Genomic DNA, 17,720 nt, shown 5'->3' with positions numbered 1-17,720 from the left:
GTCTAAGCTTTCTGAAGAAAAATAGTAATCCTGAATTACAATTTAGAATCCGTGTTTTAAAAAACTGATCCTTTAAACATTAGCCCCAAAATTGATCTTGAGCAGCTCTACTTGGATATTCCCGATCTTCTTGTTGTTCTAGAAAACCATCTCCATGGTCCTCTGTTTTCAATAAATCATAGATAGGAATGAAAGCCCATGGGTGACATAGAGGGTCTTTATCCATGTTCGCATAGATACTACGAAGCTTTTCTACATTGAATAATTGATGATAGAGTCGTTGGGTTTGGTTAAAGGCTAGACGAGCATAGTAACAAGAATGTCCTGGAGTAAAAAAGTCGTTCTGATTGTGTTGACGTCTTAACCTAACGTAATGTATTAAGATCCATTTTGCTCCTGCTCGAAACGGTGCTAAATGACCATCATTCACCCGCGTATAAGCAAGAAAGAATGTTGCGAGATCTTTCTGAGTGAAAAGAAAACTAGCTTTTCGCTGCAATGTTTTTTTATCTATAAAGAGGCACTCTCTTTCGGAAGGAGATTTAAGCTTATTATGGAGTTCGTCGATAAGCATGGATACTTTTGGAACGCACGCCTCCATTAATAAATAGCTACCAACCACACTGCGTATTAAGACTTCTTCTTCTGAGGTTACATCAGGCAACGTAACAGGACACCAGTCCTTAAAGAGGAGAACATCTTGATGGCTTCTATAAGTTTCTGTTAACGCGGGGCTCTCGTGAATATGGTGACAAGAGTGGTTAAACTGATCTAATGCAGATCTCATTGGGATATCCGTAGCGGTTCTTCCAAAATGCTCCGGATCTTCTTTTTCCTTTTCCATATCAATATTTTTTCTTTCTTCGAACCAGGCAATGATCTCCTCTTTATGTGAAATAGGAGTCGGGGGAACCTTTTTTATTTTCTCAGAGCAAAGAGCAAATATTATACATCCCAGAGTGACAATCAGTAAAAACACTCCTAACGCTAAGTAGGGAACAGAAGTTAAAATAGAGGCTAATGTTAAAGCTATCAACACAACCCCGGCGATAAAGGTGATAACAGCTACTACTATAGATAGAATTCTGCACCTTAGGAGGCCTTTCGATTGTTTATTTGCTAAGACTTCTTGACAATCTTGATTTAAGGCTTGAGAACTATTTACTCTTCCTTCTACTGCCATAGGGGGACCTCTATAAGAATACCCTGAACCTTTTCAATGACACTTTAGGATCAGAGTTAAAAAAAACCTATCTATTTTAACAGAATAGACCAAATAAAAACATGTTTTTATTTGGTTTTAATGTCAACGAGATGCGTTTAAAGACAGTAAACTCCTTATTCCTAGTCATGATTTCAGATATAAAGGAAAGAGGCCGATCTCTTTAGATTTCTAAGGAACAATGGCACCTATAGTACAGGGGCATTTCGGTATCAGTTATTTTTGAAATCTAAAGAGTAGGGTTCTGCACAGTTGCTATCGATGAGGTCTACGATGCAAATTCCTTCGTACGGATCTCACGAAGAAAAAGGTATTGATGACCAATAGAATCATGCAAAGCAAGAAGTTTATGGTCTGTCCTATAGCTAATACGTCTCCAGAGTCCCACGCTTCCTGTGAGGTCTGGTTGAGATCATAAACGGCAGTGGTATTTGGTCTGATGACAACTCGAGGAACCTGAATGACCAGCTGATTAAAAAAACCTATTATGAGAGGCATAAAAAGTCCCCCATGAAAGGTTATCAAAGCATTTTGAGAAAATCTCAAAGAGTCTAGGTGATTTACAAAAACCCTTCTCAGTGGTAGACCTCTTCCTGTTAATCTTCTTTGAACAAACAATTGCAAGCGCGAACGTAAGCTCGTGAAAAACATGCGTGTTAAGTCTACATAAATGAAACTTCCTGTGGCAAAACTAGCAGTACAGAAGATTACTGATATTAAGGGGGGGCGGCGATTGACTCTCCGTGTTACATTGATATGATCAAGCAATACAGTCAAAAATCCTAAGGACTGCAACCCTAAAGCCGCTAATCTTAAAACACGAAAATGCCGCCGGCAGCCTGGACGATTTGTTAATAATAGAATAAAATAGCGCAAGGTCATTATAGAGTATCCTGTAACGATAGCATAGGTGACGAAAACCTCTGGAGCATAAGTCACAGAAATCATTAGGCACTCTTGAAGTAAAGAAGAAATCCTTGTTGTAGCGTATAGTGCAGTCAATGCAATATCACGACAATGACTCGGTTGAGGATTCAATTCTAGAACAGCCTGAGAATCCCCCCGATCTATCCATTCAATCAGACGAGTCCAGGTGCTGTGGTCCTGATTTAAATTTACTACTAAGGCGATTTCTGAAGAGGAATCTTGGGGGCGAAACCCAACTTGTTGGTTGTTATCCATGATCAGGCACTGTTCTCCACAACGCAATGCCCATTGGTATGAGGGACAGCGTACTGAGGGTAAAAAGAGTCCTTCAGCAGAATCTGCATAAGGCAACGTTGTAGTATTTACTGCTGTTGCCCCCCGACGATCCAGGAGGGTCGTCCAATCCCCTGTCACACGGTAGTTGTGAACACGATAATTTCCTTGGATATAATAACTGCTTCCAATGCCAACACAAAGAATATGATGTGAGTATATGGAGTTATCTAAAGCGACTTGAAGATAGAGACCTCCATTACCAGAGAAAAGAACGATGTAATCTCGATTTGCATTTTCTGCGAAAATAAAAAACTCATTCCATCGTGCTTGTATTGCTTGGCTAATAACATTATCTCTAGGAGGAATACGATTTCGAATCCCTAAGAAGCAGCTCCCTAAACCATACCCACTATTGTGTATGAACCTGACGGGTTCTCCTCTGAGATCACAGATGTTCATAGCATCAAGAATACCCTCATGTTGTGTTCGACCGCTGCCGTTAATGTACATAACTCTGACTTCGTGATCTCTAACCTCAGGATCTCCTTGGTTTGTTATACAGACAACATCGTACACCTCACAAGATCCTAGAGGTCCCTCCTCATCTTCTGAGTTTCTACGGCCTCCCTCAATAAAAAGAGATACTTCTTCGGCAGTAGCAGCGCATGACGGGGGAGGTGTATTAGAAATAGTCTCAGTATTCGAGGATCCTGCAAGTTCTTGAAGCTCTAGTTCTTCTATACTTATCTCCGGACTCGGTGGTCGCGATTGTGTGGGATTTGCCATATAAACTCCTTAGTTTATTCATTTTAGGGAAATAAATTTGTAAATAAGAAAATAGATTTCAAGAAATAAAATTTCTGTTTGCAGCCTGTGGGCTAGCCCAACTTGTAGAAAAAGCAACTGAGAGTACGTACTTATAGAATCCGGATGCAGCCTAGGTCGTAGGCAAGGATGATAATGGAAAACATGAATTTAGGACCTTAGAGATCCTGTCTAGAAAGAGCTGTAAGAGAAAAAAACAGCTCTTAGTTTGTTGTTATTTATATGAGAATCCTATTCCTGAGGCTCTTCTTCTGTTCTTGAATCTGAGTCCCCTTCAACTATGATCCCTAAAATACGGTTTTGAATGTCAACAAGGTCTCCGAGAGACTGGGTGATTTCCTCTTGAGCTTCCCTGAGGTGATTATAAAATGCGCCTTCTAGCATCTGAATACGATCGAGTTCTGTATCTGAATAGATAACATTCCCGTAATGTTCCCCTCGAGGGTGTCTCCATTTTCGGACACTTGATAGTTGTTGTTGTAGAAGTGCAATTCTCATATTGAGTTCTCTTAAGGTTGGGTTGACCCCCTCTACCAACAACAACTCTTCTCTTGAACCGGGTTCCAACTTTGTAACAGGTTCTAAGCTATGGTCTATTTCTTCTTCTTTTTTAGGCACCCAGGGTAAGGAAAATTCGGGATCAATATTTTCATTGTCCGGACCATAAATCGTGGATATATTCTGAGAGGTTTGGCGACGTAACTTTGCAAACTCCTTACCTTGAGTAAAAATAGGAGTTTCACTTGGATCTTCCGACGGGGACGCTACAGACAGTCTCCCGGAACGCACCTCATTTTCTAAGAACTCCAAGTCTGTCTTCATTTTTTTGGTCTGAGCATCGATCTCTTTGTAGGTAACTCTGATCTCTTCGATCAATCTTTTTTCTATGGGTGCATTGGTTATGTATTGTGTATACCAATCTTGACCTTCTAAGGAGACTTCTTCTTCTTCTTTCAGAACACCTTTGAGCATTTCAAAGAGGAATCGCTGTAAAGTTACCGTTTGGTTAAGAAGCTCTATATCTACATTTTTTACAAAATCTTTATAAAAATCCTGACGATTACGCTTGGTGTTACTTAAAATCTGACGAACTAGATAGGAAAGTCCGGTGACAATCACTCCTGCAGAAATAGCAACAGCCAAAAGTATAGGTAGTGCTAAAATGCCACCTGGAATTAGAGCTGCTACGACCATGACAGAAACAACGGCACTTAAAGCCAGAATCACAGTGGTGGTGGTATGAATTCGTGACATCCGCGAGCTTAGCGTGGAAAATTTCAAAGAAAAGACCCCGCCCGCTTTAGAAATATTGTCCGTGATCCTTGAGAGGATGGAGAGCAAAACTTTATTTCTATGAGTGAGGTTCTGATTGAATCGTGTCTCTTGGTATTGGGTTTGTTCTTTCAGGAGCTCCTCACGATACGCGAGCATCTTTAAGCATGCGTCGTAGTTTTCTGAAATCATAGCGGCGCATTCCCCTAGGGAGGGTCCCTCATCATCAATTTTGATTTGATTTAGAACTTCCCTTTGGGTTTCGGAAAGATTCAGGTCTAATTTTTTAAGATGTTTGACAACAGAATGATGTAGGTCCCATACCTCTTTCAGATCTAGGGAATAATCTAAGGCTTTCAATTCGGGGCGTTCCATCAAAGGCTCTGAGAGTTTCTTTTGGTTCACGGCCTTCTTATAACTATTTCTAGCTTGCAATATCGTAGCAATCGTACCACCAACAAATAAGGCGCCTCCAGAAGCTAAAAGACATCCGCCGAGGATCATACTTATAGGAGCTCCGAGAGGGGTGCCTATAATGAGTACTATACCGGATAAGAGGGCAATGATTCCTAAGACTACGGCTGTAATTTGCAGTACCCTTGCGACTTTAGGATTCCTCTCAAAAAAGTTTGGATTTACTTTAATGGGGTTAAGTTTGGGTCCTTTGAAGTGAGTAGGAAAATCTGTCATATAATTTTTTTTGAAAAACATATTATATTTATAATAATCGTATTAGAGATCTAATCAAAAGATATATTTTTAAATAAAAATCTTAATAATTAAAAAACTCTTAGAAAATAAAACTTTTATCTTTAAACACGAATACCTTAGGTCTACGACTCCTGAGTCGAATAGTTCCTCTACAGGATCCACCTATGAAGAGGTTGGTCTAAGATAAGGATAAAACTAAATCGTAGAAGAATTACAAAGATACGAACGGACTCGCCCAAACAAAGAGAAGCTCCGATCGATAAAAACATGCCTTTGAAATAGCTACAGGCACCCAAAACACAAGTTTTTAGGTGAAGAATACCTTAAAAAGCAAGTAAATACGACCCAGCGGCTAGAGGAAGAAGCATAACAAAGAGAAACAGTAGAGCGAGAACCACCCAAGCAACGAGTAATAAGACACGACAACATGCACTGAATCTAGGATGTCTCTCCCAAAAATCCGCGCGATCCCTAGCAAGGAAAGGTTGCGGAGGAGTTTGGGCCCTCTCGGCCGGTCGAGATCTATAATACTGAGCACTACATTGAATTTTAGTCATAACTAATTATACATTATACTTTTATTAAATGTAAATATTCATGAAGTTAATAAGAAATTATAATCATTTTTAAAATTATAATAAAACAATATTAGACGTAGAAAGGCATCTTCCTAAGAAGATTCCCAAAGTAAAACTATAAGGAGGGGTAAAAGTAAGAGGGAGCCCAGGAGGAGAACGATGTCTGCTAAAATCATAAAGACAGAGACAATTGTGCTTACAATTCGCATACATAGGTCAAGTGTAGGGTGTTTTTTCAAAAATCTGTTGGTAGGATGGGCATCACAGATCTCACTATGAGTCTGGGTCGGTGTTCCCCTAGAATGAACACGCAAATCTGACACGATGCAATATAATAATGCTATACAACACAAATCACTATAGATTAGATAGTTTTATCATTTTACTTAAAGGCAAATTGATTATATTAACGAGCTTATAATTATTTCTTAAACAAAAGAAAAACTAAGCTTTCTCTATCTAAAATAAGAAGGTACTCCCGAAAAAGATAGAAAGAGAGATAAAGTGTAATTACAAAGAGAAAATTGAAAAGAAGACGAGTCGGGAGGGAAAGCTCTACCCACTAAAATCATAGATAAGAAGGCTATCTAAGATTTTGGGTAGAGCTACACGTCCAGCAAGGGCTATACAACTATGGAGTAGGAGTTGGAGGAGTTGGATCTGATGTTGTTTGAGATTCTGTAGCATTAGCTATAATCAAAGCCCCTACGATCATCGCAATGACAGTAACTACCATGGTACATACAGATATACTGTTGTGAGTTCTGCGTTTAGAGACGCAGGAAGAACATGGCCAATCTGTTTCTTCAGAACTACAGCTGTATTGGTTAGCTGTAAGATAGCTATCTATGTTTGTATTTTTAGAATTTCGGTAGAAGTTCTGAGCATTACTTGCAACCTGAGATTTAGGAGTCTTGCGTACGAGTCCTGCCCCAGTTTGTTGTTCTTCTTGAGAAGCATCTTCACTAGGAGTTGTCTTGTCTTGTTTCCCATTAGCGCGAGCATCTCTTTTGCAAGATGAATATTTTTGTTCACGTGCTTCAGGACTTACTTTGCAATTGCGTCTACTTTTGATTTCCGCCGCTTTTTCTGGATCGTATCGTAAAGTCGAGGTCACAGAACCGCCTCTAGCAACTTTCTTAGTTAAAGAACGAGCTTCAAGAGCTTGTCTTACAGACTTTCTTTTACATTGTCTACGTTCAGCTACGAGTTCTTTTAATAACTCTTCTTTTTGTCTTTGTACAGACACTTCAGGATTAGAGCGCACTAAGACAGGTAGGCTAGCACCTTGGGCGAGCTCTCGCAATGATTGCTCGGTTCCTTCAGATTGTTGAATCGAGGCTTGGGATGCCAACTGTTTAGTTGTCTTTGTATTTTGTTCTTTGGGGTTCGTTTGGACTTGCACTACAGGAATATGAATTTCATTATCTTGAAGTTCTTTAGTTCTTTCTACAGGAGCTCGAACGATTTCTGTTTCTAAAAATAGGGAAGGAGCGGCTGAAGATGGTGTGCAGTAGCGTTTTCGTGCGGAACTAAGCTGAGACTCATTAACAAATCTTGAGGTTGCTTTTTCTCTCTCGTGAATTGAAGTTTTTTGTTTTGAAGGAAGTTTAGGAAGTAGGCTTTTCAAAGTTAGGTTAGAAAAAGCTGAAAATCCTTGTTTAGCTGCCTTTTGTTCTGCACGTTTGTTTCTTCGTAATTTTACAGATCTGGGTGTAGAATTTGCAGAAATTTCGTTACAACCACCTGAAGACTCTTTACGAGAGGAGTTTTTCATCTTTTGGGCTCGAGCTGAAAGAGTCCTTGAAGAAGGGACTAAGTATCCTTTACGAGCACGAGGTTCTTTTTTGGCTTGTTTCCTTTCTGATCCTTTCTGAGGCTTCTTTACAACCTCGGATGTAATGTAGACCGTGCCAAGACCTACGGACGAATTCGCATTTGCGAACCCTATAGAGTGAGTAAATGTTAATAAAATTGAAAGCACCGCTATTTTCGAGGTACGCTTAGAGCTCATCATGCGACTACAATCTCCTGGAAGCCTATGAGGATCACCATAGCAACAAAAGGATTTTTTTCACAACTTGGACTTAAAAATCTTTTTAAACTCTAGCTATTAATGAGTTTGGGACTCCCATTCCTTAACGTACGCTAAAAGTTGATCTTTGTTAGGATAATTTTTAAAAAAGCTTCGGGCATTTAAAGACATCCCGAGGTGGACTATTTTATTTACTAAGTTTAAGTGACTTTTATCCTGGCAAGCAAAAAGGAAGAAAAGAATGCCTACAGGTTTTCCATCTAGAGCCCCGTATTCTATGGGCTCTGCAAGAAACATAGGAACCACAATGTCATAGTAGGCATTAATTAAAAAGTCTTTGGCATGGGGCAGGGCAATTCCTTCTCCTATACCTGTGGACATAAGATTTTCTCTGTGGGAGAGCATTTCAAAAAGTACGCTTTCGTCTAATTGAAACTTTTGGGCGATGTATTTAGAGGCGTATTGGAGAGCTTCTTCTTTACTATGAACCACAACATCGCAAAGCACGCCGCCACGATGAATTGCTTTGTAGAGACTATATTTCAAAGAAAGATCTTTAAGTGCTTCTTTATCTTCGCCGCGTTCTTGGATCATGAGTGCTTGGTTATGCAATAGCCAGTCTTCGATTTCTTCACGACTAAAGCGGTATTCATTATTCATACTATAGCTTGGAATGGCTCCTTCTTTAAGCCATTGCAGAACTGTATGTTCGGAAACATCTAACAAAGAGGCGACTTCATCTAACTTTAAATCCATTTTTACATCCCCACAAATACATTCATGACTTCTTCAATCGTATTCACCTGTAACAACTGTTGACGACGAGACTCTTCTCTCAAAGATAAAGTCAAAGTAGATAATAACTTGAGATATTCGGCTTGAGCATTTTCTGGACCTCCGATCAAGAAGACGAGGCGTACGAGGGCTCCGTCAATAGCGTCCCATAAAATGCCTTGCGTATGGATGCCTATAGCAATAAAAAAATTAGAGCAGCTTTCGAGTTTTCCGTGAGGAATAGCCACGCCCATTCCGATTCCTGTGGACATGATGTTTTCACGACGGACAAGAGCATCAAAAAAGGCTTGTTTGTCTTCAAGTAGGCCTGCAGCATCCACAAGATCTGTAAGATCTTGGAGGATTTCATCTCGGGAGTGTTTGCCTAAAAACATTACAAGTCTAGGAGACAAAAGAGAGAATAAAGAAAAATCTTGTTGATTTTGACAATAGGATGGCATCTTAGCTTGCTCCAGTATGACCAAAACCTCCACTTCCTCGGGCAGTTTCCGCTAAACTTTCTTGCTTAACAACAAACGTTGCCTGTACTACAGGAGATAAAACAACTTGAGCTATCCGCATCTTAGGTTCAATAATGAATGTACTATCACCGAAGTTGATTAAGATTACACGAATCTCTCCCCTATAATCTGAATCGATAGTCCCTGGGGAATTTAAAACAGTAATGCCGTGCTTTAAAGCCAAACCGCTCCGAGGACGGACCTGTAGCTCGTACCCTTCGGGAATTTCTGCTTTGATTCCGGTAGGGATCAAAGCACGTTGTCCAGGCAGCAGAGCGATGGGTTCTTCGATGTTTGCCCTAAGATCCGCACCAGCGGCTCCTGGCGTAGTATATTCAGGAAGTTCTCCTCCTGAATCCAATTCACAAAATACAGTCATAAGGATAGCGTTACAGATAATGTTATCATTGCAAGATGCGGTATGATGTTTTATTCACTGTCATCTGTCAACAAAAAAATCTCTTTAAGCCTTTTCGAAAGATCTCTAGGAGCTTTACTTTTCCCGCCAGTGTATTCTTGGGCTAAAAAGTAATCAAGTAAAGTCTGAAGGGTGGTTTTCAATTCTTTACGCTCAACGATTTTATCAATCATGCCATGTTCTAGTAGGAATTCAGATTTTTGAGCCCCCTCGGGGAGATCTTCTCCTATCACCTGAGCGACGACTCGAGGTCCTGCGAAACAAATCAGTGCTTTAGGTTCTGCTATTATAATATCACCGAGGGCAGCGAAAGAGGCTGTCACTCCACCTGAAGTTGGGTTGGTGAGGACTGAAATATAGGGTAGACCTGCTTCATGAAGCTTAGCAAGAGCTGCTGAGGTCTTCACCATCTGCATTAAAGAAAATACAGATTCCTGCATACGTGCGCCTCCAGAAGCGCTGACAATAATTACAGGGAGCCTGGTTTCAATGGCTTCCTCTATAAGTCTGGTCAGTTTCTCCCCTACAACAGCACCCATAGATCCTGCCATAAAATTGAAATCCATAACGGCGAGGGCTACGGGGTGGAGGCCTATAGTACATATACCTACAATGACGCCTTCGCTTTCTGTAGTATTCTTTCGAGCTTTTTCTAGGCGATTTGCGTAGGTATCGGTATCTATAAATTCCAAGGGATCTTGGGATTTCAGATCCGTATAAAGAGGACGCCAAGAATCTTTGTCTGCAAGCAGCTTGACTCTTTCGATCGCAGTAATACGGTAATGATAGGAGCACTTAGGACAACAATTATAATTTTGTCCTAGCTCATTTGCGTGAATCATCTCGTGACAATGATTACACTTGAGCCAACCACTAAAACCATCTGCCTTGATTTTTTGCACTTTAATCTTGGGTTTGTCGTAAGAAAATAGACGCACAAGCCACCTAATCTAGGTTCTGTTAGGAAGCAATTTTAAATTAATGTTATTAACACTGCAATTAAAATCACCAAATTCAAATTATTTAGATGATATTATTTCAGAAAATCTATTTTCTATATGTCCCCAATTAATTATTTGAGGAAAGGCTTTTAAATAATCCATACGAACATTTTTATATTGCAGGTAATAGGCGTGCTCCCAAACATCCACGCCAAGCAGAGGGAGTTTCCCTGTGAGAGGCTCTAGAGGATCCTGATTTGCTGTTGCTTGTAAGACAAGTTCTTGTTTTGCGGGACAAAATCCTAGCCAGGCCCAACCGGAGCCTTGAACTCCTGCAGCAACTTCGATTAATTTTTTTAAAAAGTTGTCCATCGTACCCCAAAATCTTTCAATAAGAGAAAGGAGCTCATGTTTTGGAGGCTGTCCTCCCCCTTGATCGATAGGAGCAAGAGTTTCCCAGAATAGAGAGTGGTTGATGTGTCCTCCCCCGTTAAAGCGGAGAGCGGGTTCTAAAGCAATGAGTTCATTAAGGTTTTGTTGTGTTTCTGCAGCATCTAATCTCTTCAAAGCCGCGTTAAGATTATTAATGTAGATCTGATGATGCTTTTGGTGGTGTAAAATCATAATTTCAGAAGAAATTACAGGCTCCAAAGCGTCATAATCATAGGGTAACTCTGGTAAAGAATAAGGAACAAAACTCATAACAACATACCTTTTTAGTATTTAACCTCCTTGATTTAAGTTCAGAAAGTTTTGCTAGGAAAGCAAGTACTCTACTCAACCTTGTTTCGGATACAACAATGGCCTTGAAAGAAGGCCTTATTCTGAAGGAGATTTAGCCCAAGTGTAAATAGCTTTAGGATATTCTCCAAGATGATTTTTCCACTCACAAATTGGAAAATTTCTCTTTAAAATCAAAAATAAAATCGTCTAAATGTTGAAAACTCTCTGCTTCACGTTGTTTTTGTATTTCTTTATCGGTAACGCGCTCTGGATAATGAGTTGACATTTCGAAGTAGAACTTGATTTTAGGTTCTGTTCCTGAGGGTCGTATGATTACCCGACCTCCCCCACTAAAATAATAACAGAGCATAGATGTTTTAGGCAGGGTGAGGGCGTAGGAATCCTTCGATAGAAGATTGAAACCTATCCCTTGCTTATAGTTTTCAAATTTCTCTACTTGGTATTTCCCTGAGAAAAAATTCGCAGAACTGATTTCCTCAAGGTGTGAAAGTTTTTTTCTTATTTCTTGTTCGTCAGTTTTTGCGGAAAAAACCACAGACTCCGTTTTGTTAGCAAAGTATCCGTATGTTTCGTAAAGAGAAAGGAGTGCGTCGCATAGAGTTTTTCCTTGTAATTTTTGTTGTAGTGCGGCTTCTGCAATCAACGCTGACGCAATAATAGCGTCTTTATCTTCTACGTGAGTGCCGTAGAGACAACCGTAAGATTCCTCGGCTCCAAATACGAATTTGTTTGTGGAATTGCGCCAGGATTCAATTTTCTCTCCGATGTATTTAAATCCTGTTCCGACATTAATAAGATCCACATGATAGTGCTTTGCGATAGCAGAGAGCATTTCTGTAGTCACCAAGCTCTTGACCAATTTATCATGTTCTCCTAAGTGTCTTGTTTTGCTCCAAGCTCCTAAGATGTGGTCTGCTAAAAGGCTCGCCATTTGATTTCCGTTAAATCGGTAGGGTTGGCCGTCTTCTAGACAAACCACGCCCACGCGATCGGCATCTGGGTCGGTAGCTATAAAAAGATCATCGTCATTAGCGAGCATTTGCTCAATGCCCAGAGTCAGAGCCTCTGGATCCTCAGGATTTGGCAGCTGCACGGTTGGGAAATCGCCGTCACCTATGGCCTGTTTTTCCACAAGATGTACGGATAAAAATCCCCAGTCTTTGAGAACATGAGGAACGAGAGAAATTCCTGTTCCATGCAATGGCGAATAGGAAATAGATAAAGACCTTCCTGAAATCCGGTTTGCTTCGGGATAGAGTTGCAGTTGCTTCAAAGTGTCTCTGTAAAGGGCTTCGTATTCTTTTCCAATGAGGTGAATATTGGGATGATCTATCGAGGGCACTGATAAAATTTCGTTCACTGCACTACAGGCGGCAACAATCTCTTGATCTAAGGGAGGGAGAACTTGGCCTCCCGAAGCCATATAAACTTTATACCCATTGTAATTGGGAGGATTATGAGAGGCGGTGATCATCACTCCGCCGATGGCCCTTTCGTATCTCACCGTAAAGGAGACTAAAGCCAAAGGTTCGGGATACTGAAACAAGAAAACTTCGCAGCCATTACCTGCGAGGACTTTTGCAGTTTCTTGAGCAAATTCTATAGAGTTATGGCGGGTATCACAACCGACAACTACACGCATAGGATCTCCGGGATGGGGAAGATGAGCGCGGAGCACCTGAACCAGCCCTTGCGTCGTTCGACGTATAGTAAACAGGTTGATCCTATTTGTTCCGATACCCATAAGACTACGGAGTCCTCCGGTACCAAAGGTAAGAGTCGCTCCGAATAGATCTTCAAGCTGTGCAGGATCTGTATCTAACCATCCTAGGATAGTCTTTGCATCTTGTTGGGTACAATCATTGGACAACCATCTACAAATATTTTCAGCTGTTACTGCATCGTATAATGACCGGATACGTTGTTCTACTTCTTTCATTAAAGAAATCCTATGTAAGGATAGTTTCAGGAACTCTTAACACCCTTTTTGCATAAAGTCCAGGGATTCTTCAAGCTTGGTCTGGTATAATCCATTGTTTGAGAAAGGTTTTCTTAATTAAGAATCCACCCTTCAAAATAAATCCTATAGAATACACTTGATCACTCAAAGCCGTTATACTTCGGCCTGTGGTTTTTGTAATTAAGTATTGAAAGCAAGCGGGGAACTAAAACATGAGAAGCTCTTTGTAAAGAATATGGTGATTTTTCCTTCAGAAAGATGCTGAATCAAAACATGGAGGCAATAAGAACTGTAAGTCCCTGTCTCTTATTTCTGTTTCTAGAGCGAGAGAAGAAAGATTAAATTACTGGAATCCCTACAGAAGAGAAAGCTAAAAGCAACCCCGTAGTTCCCTTCTCCAATTCATAAAGATCTGAAGGATAGGGTCCTGTAAAGAATATACCGCTTCCTGCACGATCTCCTGAAAGTAAAAGGAAAAGCATGCAATCTTCTTCTCCTTCAAGGATCTCTTCTCCTGGGAAGACCCAGAGATCTCGAACGAGGGAAAGCTTGGGGCGGTGCACCAATTCCGCTGCAAAGAAATCCAAACGCCGTTTACGAACGACTGTATAAATCTCTGGCATTGAGCGAAATATATTCTCTCTCCACCGCACAGTGTCTATAGTTTTTGATGCTTTGGCAATAAAATTTTGTAATTTTGTTTCTAATAAAAAACAATCTTTTATAGTCAGAAGATTTTCAAATAAAATAGAGCCGTGGTTATGGAAATGGCGCAAGTGTTGGAGGTGTAGAGCAGACCTCATACGTATCCGAATAAGATAACAAATCCAAAAGCACTATAGACTTTAAGCTTTTTTCCGCCTATAAAAATTCCCAACTCTAAGTTTAAGGACGGCGCCCTCCTATCTATGCATCCCCCTATAGACATCACGGCTATTGAAGCTAAGTTAAATTTTACATTTACACAACCTAAGCTCTTAGAAATAGCGCTGACTCACCCCTCATATAAAAACGAGTCGGCGGTGCAAATTGAAGATAGTGAGCGTTTAGAATTTTTAGGAGATGCTGTCCTTGGTCTCATTGTTACTGAGCATCTTTTTCTTCTCTTTCCTTCGATGGATGAGGGAACTCTATCCACGGCACGGGCTTCTTTAGTGAATGCAAAAGCGTGCTGTCGTTATACAACCGTGCTAGGGATTGGGGATTATCTTCTTATAGGAAAAGGGGAAAAAATCCAGAGTGAGCGAGGACGTCTTTCTGCCTATGCCAATCTATTTGAATCTATTTTAGGTGCTGTGTATTTGGATGGGGGTCTTTCTCCAGCTAGGAAACTTACGGTTCCCCTCCTTCCTCCTAGAGAAGAAATTCTTCCTTTAATGTCTGGCAATCCTAAGAACCTTCTTCAGCAGTTCACACAAAAGCAGTTTCGCGTTCTTCCGGTATATCAATCCACGGCAGTTACGGATGCTCAAGGAAATGTCAGTTACCAGATCCAGGTTCTTGTGAATCAAGAGGTTTGGGGAGAGGGAAATGCGTCATCCAAAAAGGAAGCAGAAAAAATTGCAGCACAACAGGCACTAGATACGTATGGCAACAAAAACCAAAACACAATGGACGTGTAATCAATGTGGAGCTACTGCTCCTAAATGGTTAGGGCAATGTCCAGGCTGCCACAACTGGAACTCTTTGGTTGAAGAATATGTCCCCCAGGCTCGATCTGGGACTTCGTCGCGATCTTCTACGAGTGCGATTGCATTAAGCTCTATCGAATTAGAGAATGAATCTCGGATATTTATTGATCATGCGGGGTGGGATCGCATCCTTGGAGGAGGGGTTGTTCGTGGAAGCCTCACTCTTCTTGGTGGGGATCCCGGCATTGGAAAGTCGACACTCCTTCTTCAAACTGCGGAGAGATTGGCATCGCAAAAGTATAAAGTTCTTTATGTTTGTGGTGAAGAATCTGTAACGCAGACGTCTTTGAGAGCGAAGCGTCTCAATATCTCATCACCTTTGATTTATTTATTTCCTGAAACAAACTTGGACAATATCAAGCAGCAAATAGCGACTTTGGAACCTGATATTTTAATTATTGATTCCATTCAGATTATATTTAACCCCACGCTAAACTCTGCACCAGGATCGGTAGCTCAGGTCCGAGAAGTTACTTATGAACTAATGCAGATTGCTAAAAGTGCGCAGATCACGACATTTATTATCGGCCACGTGACAAAATCTGGAGAGATCGCAGGTCCTAGGGTATTGGAACATCTTGTAGATACTGTACTTTACTTTGAGGGGAATTCCCATGCGAATTACCGTATGATTCGCTCTGTGAAAAATCGCTTTGGCCCTACAAATGAACTATTGATTCTCTCGATGCATGCAGATGGTCTCAAAGAGGTTAGCAACCCTTCAGGACTTTTCCTTCAGGAAAAGACGGGGCCAACGACAGGGTCTATGATCATTCCTATTATAGAAGGCTCTGGGGCTCTTCTTATCGAGCTGCAGGCTTTGGTCTCTTCGTCTCCCTTTGCTAATCCAGTAAGGAAGACTGCGGGATTCGATCCGAATCGCTTTTCTTTACTTTTAGCTGTATTAGAAAAAAGGGCTCAAGTCAAACTATTTACCATGGATGTCTTCCTATCCATTACGGGGGGTTTAAAGATTATAGAGCCTGCTGCGGACTTGGGGGCTCTACTTGCCGTTGCTTCCTCGCTATACAACCGCCTGTTACCTAACAATTCCATTGTAATTGGAGAGGTAGGTCTTGGAGGAGAAATCCGTCATGTGGCTCATTTAGAGAGACGCATTAAAGAGGGAAAACTCATGGGATTTGAAGGTGCAATTCTTCCTGAGGGTCAAATTTCATCTCTTCCCAAGGAAATTCGAGAAAACTTTCGTTTACAAGGAGTGAAAACAATAAAAGATGCTATCCGTCTGTTACTCTGACCCCTGTTTAAGTGATTTCTGTCAGGGCAAGCGCCCCCTTCGTATTGCTTCTAGAAATTCAAATTTAGCGAAAGCTCAAGTACATGAGTGTATTTCTTTGCTGCGCTCGTGGTATCCCAAACTTTGGTTCCAGTTAAGCACTACAGAGACTACTGGGGATCGTGAGAAGAAAATCCCCTTACATCTTGTAGAAAACTCTTATTTTTTCACTGATGGCGTCGATGCCTTAGTCCATAAAGGAGTCTGCGATCTGGCGATACACTCTGCTAAGGATCTTCCTGAGACTCCCTCTCTTCCTGTAGTTGCCATAACACGATGTCTACATCCTGCAGACCTGTTAGTGTATGCTGACCACTATGTTCATGAGCCCCTACCCTTGAGTCCCCGGCTAGGGAGTTCTTCTCTACGTCGAAGTGCAGTACTAAAACAACTGTTTCCTCAAGGACAGATCTTGGATATTCGAGGCACTATTGAAGAGAGGCTGGATCAGCTCCACCGTGGTCATTATGATGCTATTGTTCTTGCGAAAGCTGCGAGTTTAAGACTTCACCTGCATCATGCTTATAGTATAGAACTTCCTCCTCCATACCATGCCCTACAAGGATCCTTAGCAATTACAGCCAAGGATCACGCAGGTAAATGGAAACAGTTATTTACCCCTATACACTGCCACTCCTCATAACTCTCCCCTCGCTTTTCATAGAATCGCAGGAGAGACTACCTGAATCTGGAGACACTATGTGGATAGAGGGTCCTCCTATATAGCTCTCATAAACCATCAAGTATTTCTATGATGCTGCTAAAATACAAACTGGTCTTCCTTAGATTTTGTTGTACTTTAATCTGTATGGTGAGTTTGGTTTTCTTCTCAAAACCCCCTTTCTCCATTGTAAAAAATGGAGAGCCAAGAAAATCTATTGACATTTAAAATAGATATAGTAGGATGATGCTTCCCAAAAAATATAAGAGGTATGCGATGACCATCCATTAACTGCTCGGAGCTCTTCGAGGGAACACGATTGAAATTCCAGCCCATGAGCATACGTCTCATGATAAAACTTCGACTGGGGTAAACTGTAGATCTGCTAACATCCTGAGCATGACTACTCGGGAGCACTCCTGGATGTATATAGGTCTCATGGTTTCCCATTCTCGGAATATTTCTTGCAATGAGATATGCAAAGCATCAAACAAACTGGAATGACGAGAATGTCAAGGCTAACTTAGGCTATCTCCCCTCTACTAACTGCAAAAATGCGCTATGTAGGATGTCATCTAGACTGACAAGCTCTATAAAGACCGCTGGAATTCTTGGTGGATGTGGAATCCTTCTCCCTATATTTCTTCTGCTCCTAGCTATCCTACTTATTTCTGTGCTTTTTCAGTTAATCATGTTGCCATTTCGCCTTTGTTGCTTTGCTTTGCGTCAATCAGTGTCCTCTGATACTGTTACAAATTTATTGTTGCTAAATAACACCTTGGCGTAATTGCATGTCTCATTTGTAGTCTTTTACTACATTTCTTCCCCTTTAGACACTGTAGAAGTTAAAAATAAGCAAAGCGAAGC

At 40.9% G+C, this 17,720-nt stretch carries 15 protein-coding genes; 3 read left to right on the top strand and 12 right to left on the bottom strand.

Features of this window, described 5'->3' with window-relative positions; all coding sequences use genetic code 11:
* Window positions 1–79 precede the first annotated feature (79 nt).
* From CPB_RS00330 to CPB_RS00270, 12 genes are all read right to left on the bottom strand, one after another.
* Window positions 80–1,183: a hypothetical protein gene (locus tag CPB_RS00330; RefSeq protein ID WP_010882717.1), complete on the bottom strand. Its 1,104-nt coding sequence runs from the start codon at window positions 1,181–1,183 to the stop codon at window positions 80–82.
* 294 nt (window positions 1,184–1,477) lie between these two features.
* On the bottom strand, window positions 1,478–3,211 hold the full coding sequence (locus tag CPB_RS00325; protein WP_010882716.1) for a DUF687 domain-containing protein: 1,734 nt from the start codon (window positions 3,209–3,211) through the stop codon (window positions 1,478–1,480).
* A gap of 270 nt (window positions 3,212–3,481) precedes the next feature.
* Window positions 3,482–5,212: an IncA family protein gene (locus tag CPB_RS00320; protein ID WP_041466947.1), complete on the bottom strand. Its 1,731-nt coding sequence runs from the start codon at window positions 5,210–5,212 to the stop codon at window positions 3,482–3,484.
* 344 nt (window positions 5,213–5,556) lie between these two features.
* Window positions 5,557–5,790: a hypothetical protein gene (locus tag CPB_RS00315; protein ID WP_010882714.1), complete on the bottom strand. Its 234-nt coding sequence runs from the start codon at window positions 5,788–5,790 to the stop codon at window positions 5,557–5,559.
* A gap of 652 nt (window positions 5,791–6,442) precedes the next feature.
* Complete coding sequence (locus CPB_RS00305; protein WP_010882712.1) at window positions 6,443–7,828, bottom strand: hypothetical protein; 1,386 nt, start codon at window positions 7,826–7,828, stop codon at window positions 6,443–6,445.
* A 96-nt stretch (window positions 7,829–7,924) separates the two neighbouring features.
* A complete protein-coding gene (locus CPB_RS00300; protein ID WP_010892154.1) occupies window positions 7,925–8,602 on the bottom strand; it encodes a PTS sugar transporter subunit IIA in 678 nt (225 codons plus the stop codon).
* A 2-nt stretch (window positions 8,603–8,604) separates the two neighbouring features.
* The gene (locus tag CPB_RS00295) at window positions 8,605–9,081 is read right to left on the bottom strand and encodes a PTS sugar transporter subunit IIA (RefSeq protein WP_010882710.1); all 477 of its coding nucleotides are present in this window, start codon (window positions 9,079–9,081) and stop codon (window positions 8,605–8,607) included.
* Between the two features lies 1 nt (window position 9,082).
* Entirely contained in the window at window positions 9,083–9,520 is a 438-nt protein-coding gene (gene dut, locus CPB_RS00290) for a dUTP diphosphatase (RefSeq protein WP_010882709.1), read from the bottom strand.
* A gap of 50 nt (window positions 9,521–9,570) precedes the next feature.
* Entirely contained in the window at window positions 9,571–10,497 is a 927-nt protein-coding gene (accD, locus tag CPB_RS00285; protein ID WP_010882708.1) for an acetyl-CoA carboxylase, carboxyltransferase subunit beta, read from the bottom strand.
* A gap of 81 nt (window positions 10,498–10,578) precedes the next feature.
* Entirely contained in the window at window positions 10,579–11,202 is a 624-nt protein-coding gene (locus CPB_RS00280; RefSeq protein ID WP_010882707.1) for a superoxide dismutase, read from the bottom strand.
* A gap of 184 nt (window positions 11,203–11,386) precedes the next feature.
* On the bottom strand, window positions 11,387–13,183 hold the full coding sequence (locus CPB_RS00275) for a phospho-sugar mutase (protein WP_010882706.1): 1,797 nt from the start codon (window positions 13,181–13,183) through the stop codon (window positions 11,387–11,389).
* A 359-nt stretch (window positions 13,184–13,542) separates the two neighbouring features.
* The gene (locus tag CPB_RS00270; RefSeq protein WP_010882705.1) at window positions 13,543–14,007 is read right to left on the bottom strand and encodes a DUF5070 domain-containing protein; all 465 of its coding nucleotides are present in this window, start codon (window positions 14,005–14,007) and stop codon (window positions 13,543–13,545) included.
* Window positions 14,008–14,112: 105 nt separating this feature from the next.
* On the opposite strand from CPB_RS00270, the gene rnc reads away from it, so the two are divergent.
* From rnc to CPB_RS00255, 3 genes are read left to right on the top strand one after another with little or no spacing between them, the layout of a single operon-like run.
* Entirely contained in the window at window positions 14,113–14,826 is a 714-nt protein-coding gene (gene rnc / locus CPB_RS00265; protein WP_011126053.1) for a ribonuclease III, read from the top strand.
* Window positions 14,792–16,153, top strand: a complete 1,362-nt coding sequence (radA, locus tag CPB_RS00260) for a DNA repair protein RadA (protein WP_010882703.1) — start codon at window positions 14,792–14,794, stop codon at window positions 16,151–16,153. The genes rnc and radA overlap by 35 nt, the downstream gene beginning before the upstream one ends.
* The gene (locus tag CPB_RS00255) at window positions 16,131–16,835 is read left to right on the top strand and encodes a hydroxymethylbilane synthase (RefSeq protein ID WP_010882702.1); all 705 of its coding nucleotides are present in this window, start codon (window positions 16,131–16,133) and stop codon (window positions 16,833–16,835) included. The genes radA and CPB_RS00255 overlap by 23 nt, the downstream gene beginning before the upstream one ends.
* The last annotated feature ends 885 nt before the right edge of the window (window positions 16,836–17,720 follow it).

The sequence above is a fragment of the Chlamydia pneumoniae TW-183 genome, assembly GCF_000007205.1.
Classification (GTDB): domain Bacteria; phylum Chlamydiota; class Chlamydiia; order Chlamydiales; family Chlamydiaceae; genus Chlamydia; species Chlamydia pneumoniae.
This window is presented reverse-complemented; position numbering and strand designations above follow the sequence as displayed.

What these genes read in the sequence shown, in the direction of transcription:
- CPB_RS00330 (WP_010882717.1), bottom strand. Translation starts at nt 1,183, where the DNA reads ATGGCAGTAGAAGGAAGAGTAAATAGTTCTCAAGCCTTAAATCAAGAT.
- CPB_RS00325 (WP_010882716.1), bottom strand. Translation starts at nt 3,211, where the DNA reads ATGGCAAATCCCACACAATCGCGACCACCGAGTCCGGAGATAAGTATA.
- CPB_RS00320 (WP_041466947.1), bottom strand. Translation starts at nt 5,212, where the DNA reads ATGACAGATTTTCCTACTCACTTCAAAGGACCCAAACTTAACCCCATT.
- CPB_RS00315 (WP_010882714.1), bottom strand. Translation starts at nt 5,790, where the DNA reads ATGACTAAAATTCAATGTAGTGCTCAGTATTATAGATCTCGACCGGCC.
- CPB_RS00305 (WP_010882712.1), bottom strand. Translation starts at nt 7,828, where the DNA reads ATGATGAGCTCTAAGCGTACCTCGAAAATAGCGGTGCTTTCAATTTTA.
- CPB_RS00300 (WP_010892154.1), bottom strand. Translation starts at nt 8,602, where the DNA reads ATGGATTTAAAGTTAGATGAAGTCGCCTCTTTGTTAGATGTTTCCGAA.
- CPB_RS00295 (WP_010882710.1), bottom strand. Translation starts at nt 9,081, where the DNA reads ATGCCATCCTATTGTCAAAATCAACAAGATTTTTCTTTATTCTCTCTT.
- dut (WP_010882709.1), bottom strand. Translation starts at nt 9,520, where the DNA reads ATGACTGTATTTTGTGAATTGGATTCAGGAGGAGAACTTCCTGAATAT.
- CPB_RS00280 (WP_010882707.1), bottom strand. Translation starts at nt 11,202, where the DNA reads ATGAGTTTTGTTCCTTATTCTTTACCAGAGTTACCCTATGATTATGAC.
- CPB_RS00275 (WP_010882706.1), bottom strand. Translation starts at nt 13,183, where the DNA reads ATGAAAGAAGTAGAACAACGTATCCGGTCATTATACGATGCAGTAACA.
- CPB_RS00270 (WP_010882705.1), bottom strand. Translation starts at nt 14,007, where the DNA reads ATGAGGTCTGCTCTACACCTCCAACACTTGCGCCATTTCCATAACCAC.
- rnc (WP_011126053.1), top strand. Translation starts at nt 14,113, where the DNA reads ATGCATCCCCCTATAGACATCACGGCTATTGAAGCTAAGTTAAATTTT.
- radA (WP_010882703.1), top strand. Translation starts at nt 14,792, where the DNA reads ATGGCAACAAAAACCAAAACACAATGGACGTGTAATCAATGTGGAGCT.
- CPB_RS00255 (WP_010882702.1), top strand. Translation starts at nt 16,131, where the DNA reads ATGCTATCCGTCTGTTACTCTGACCCCTGTTTAAGTGATTTCTGTCAG.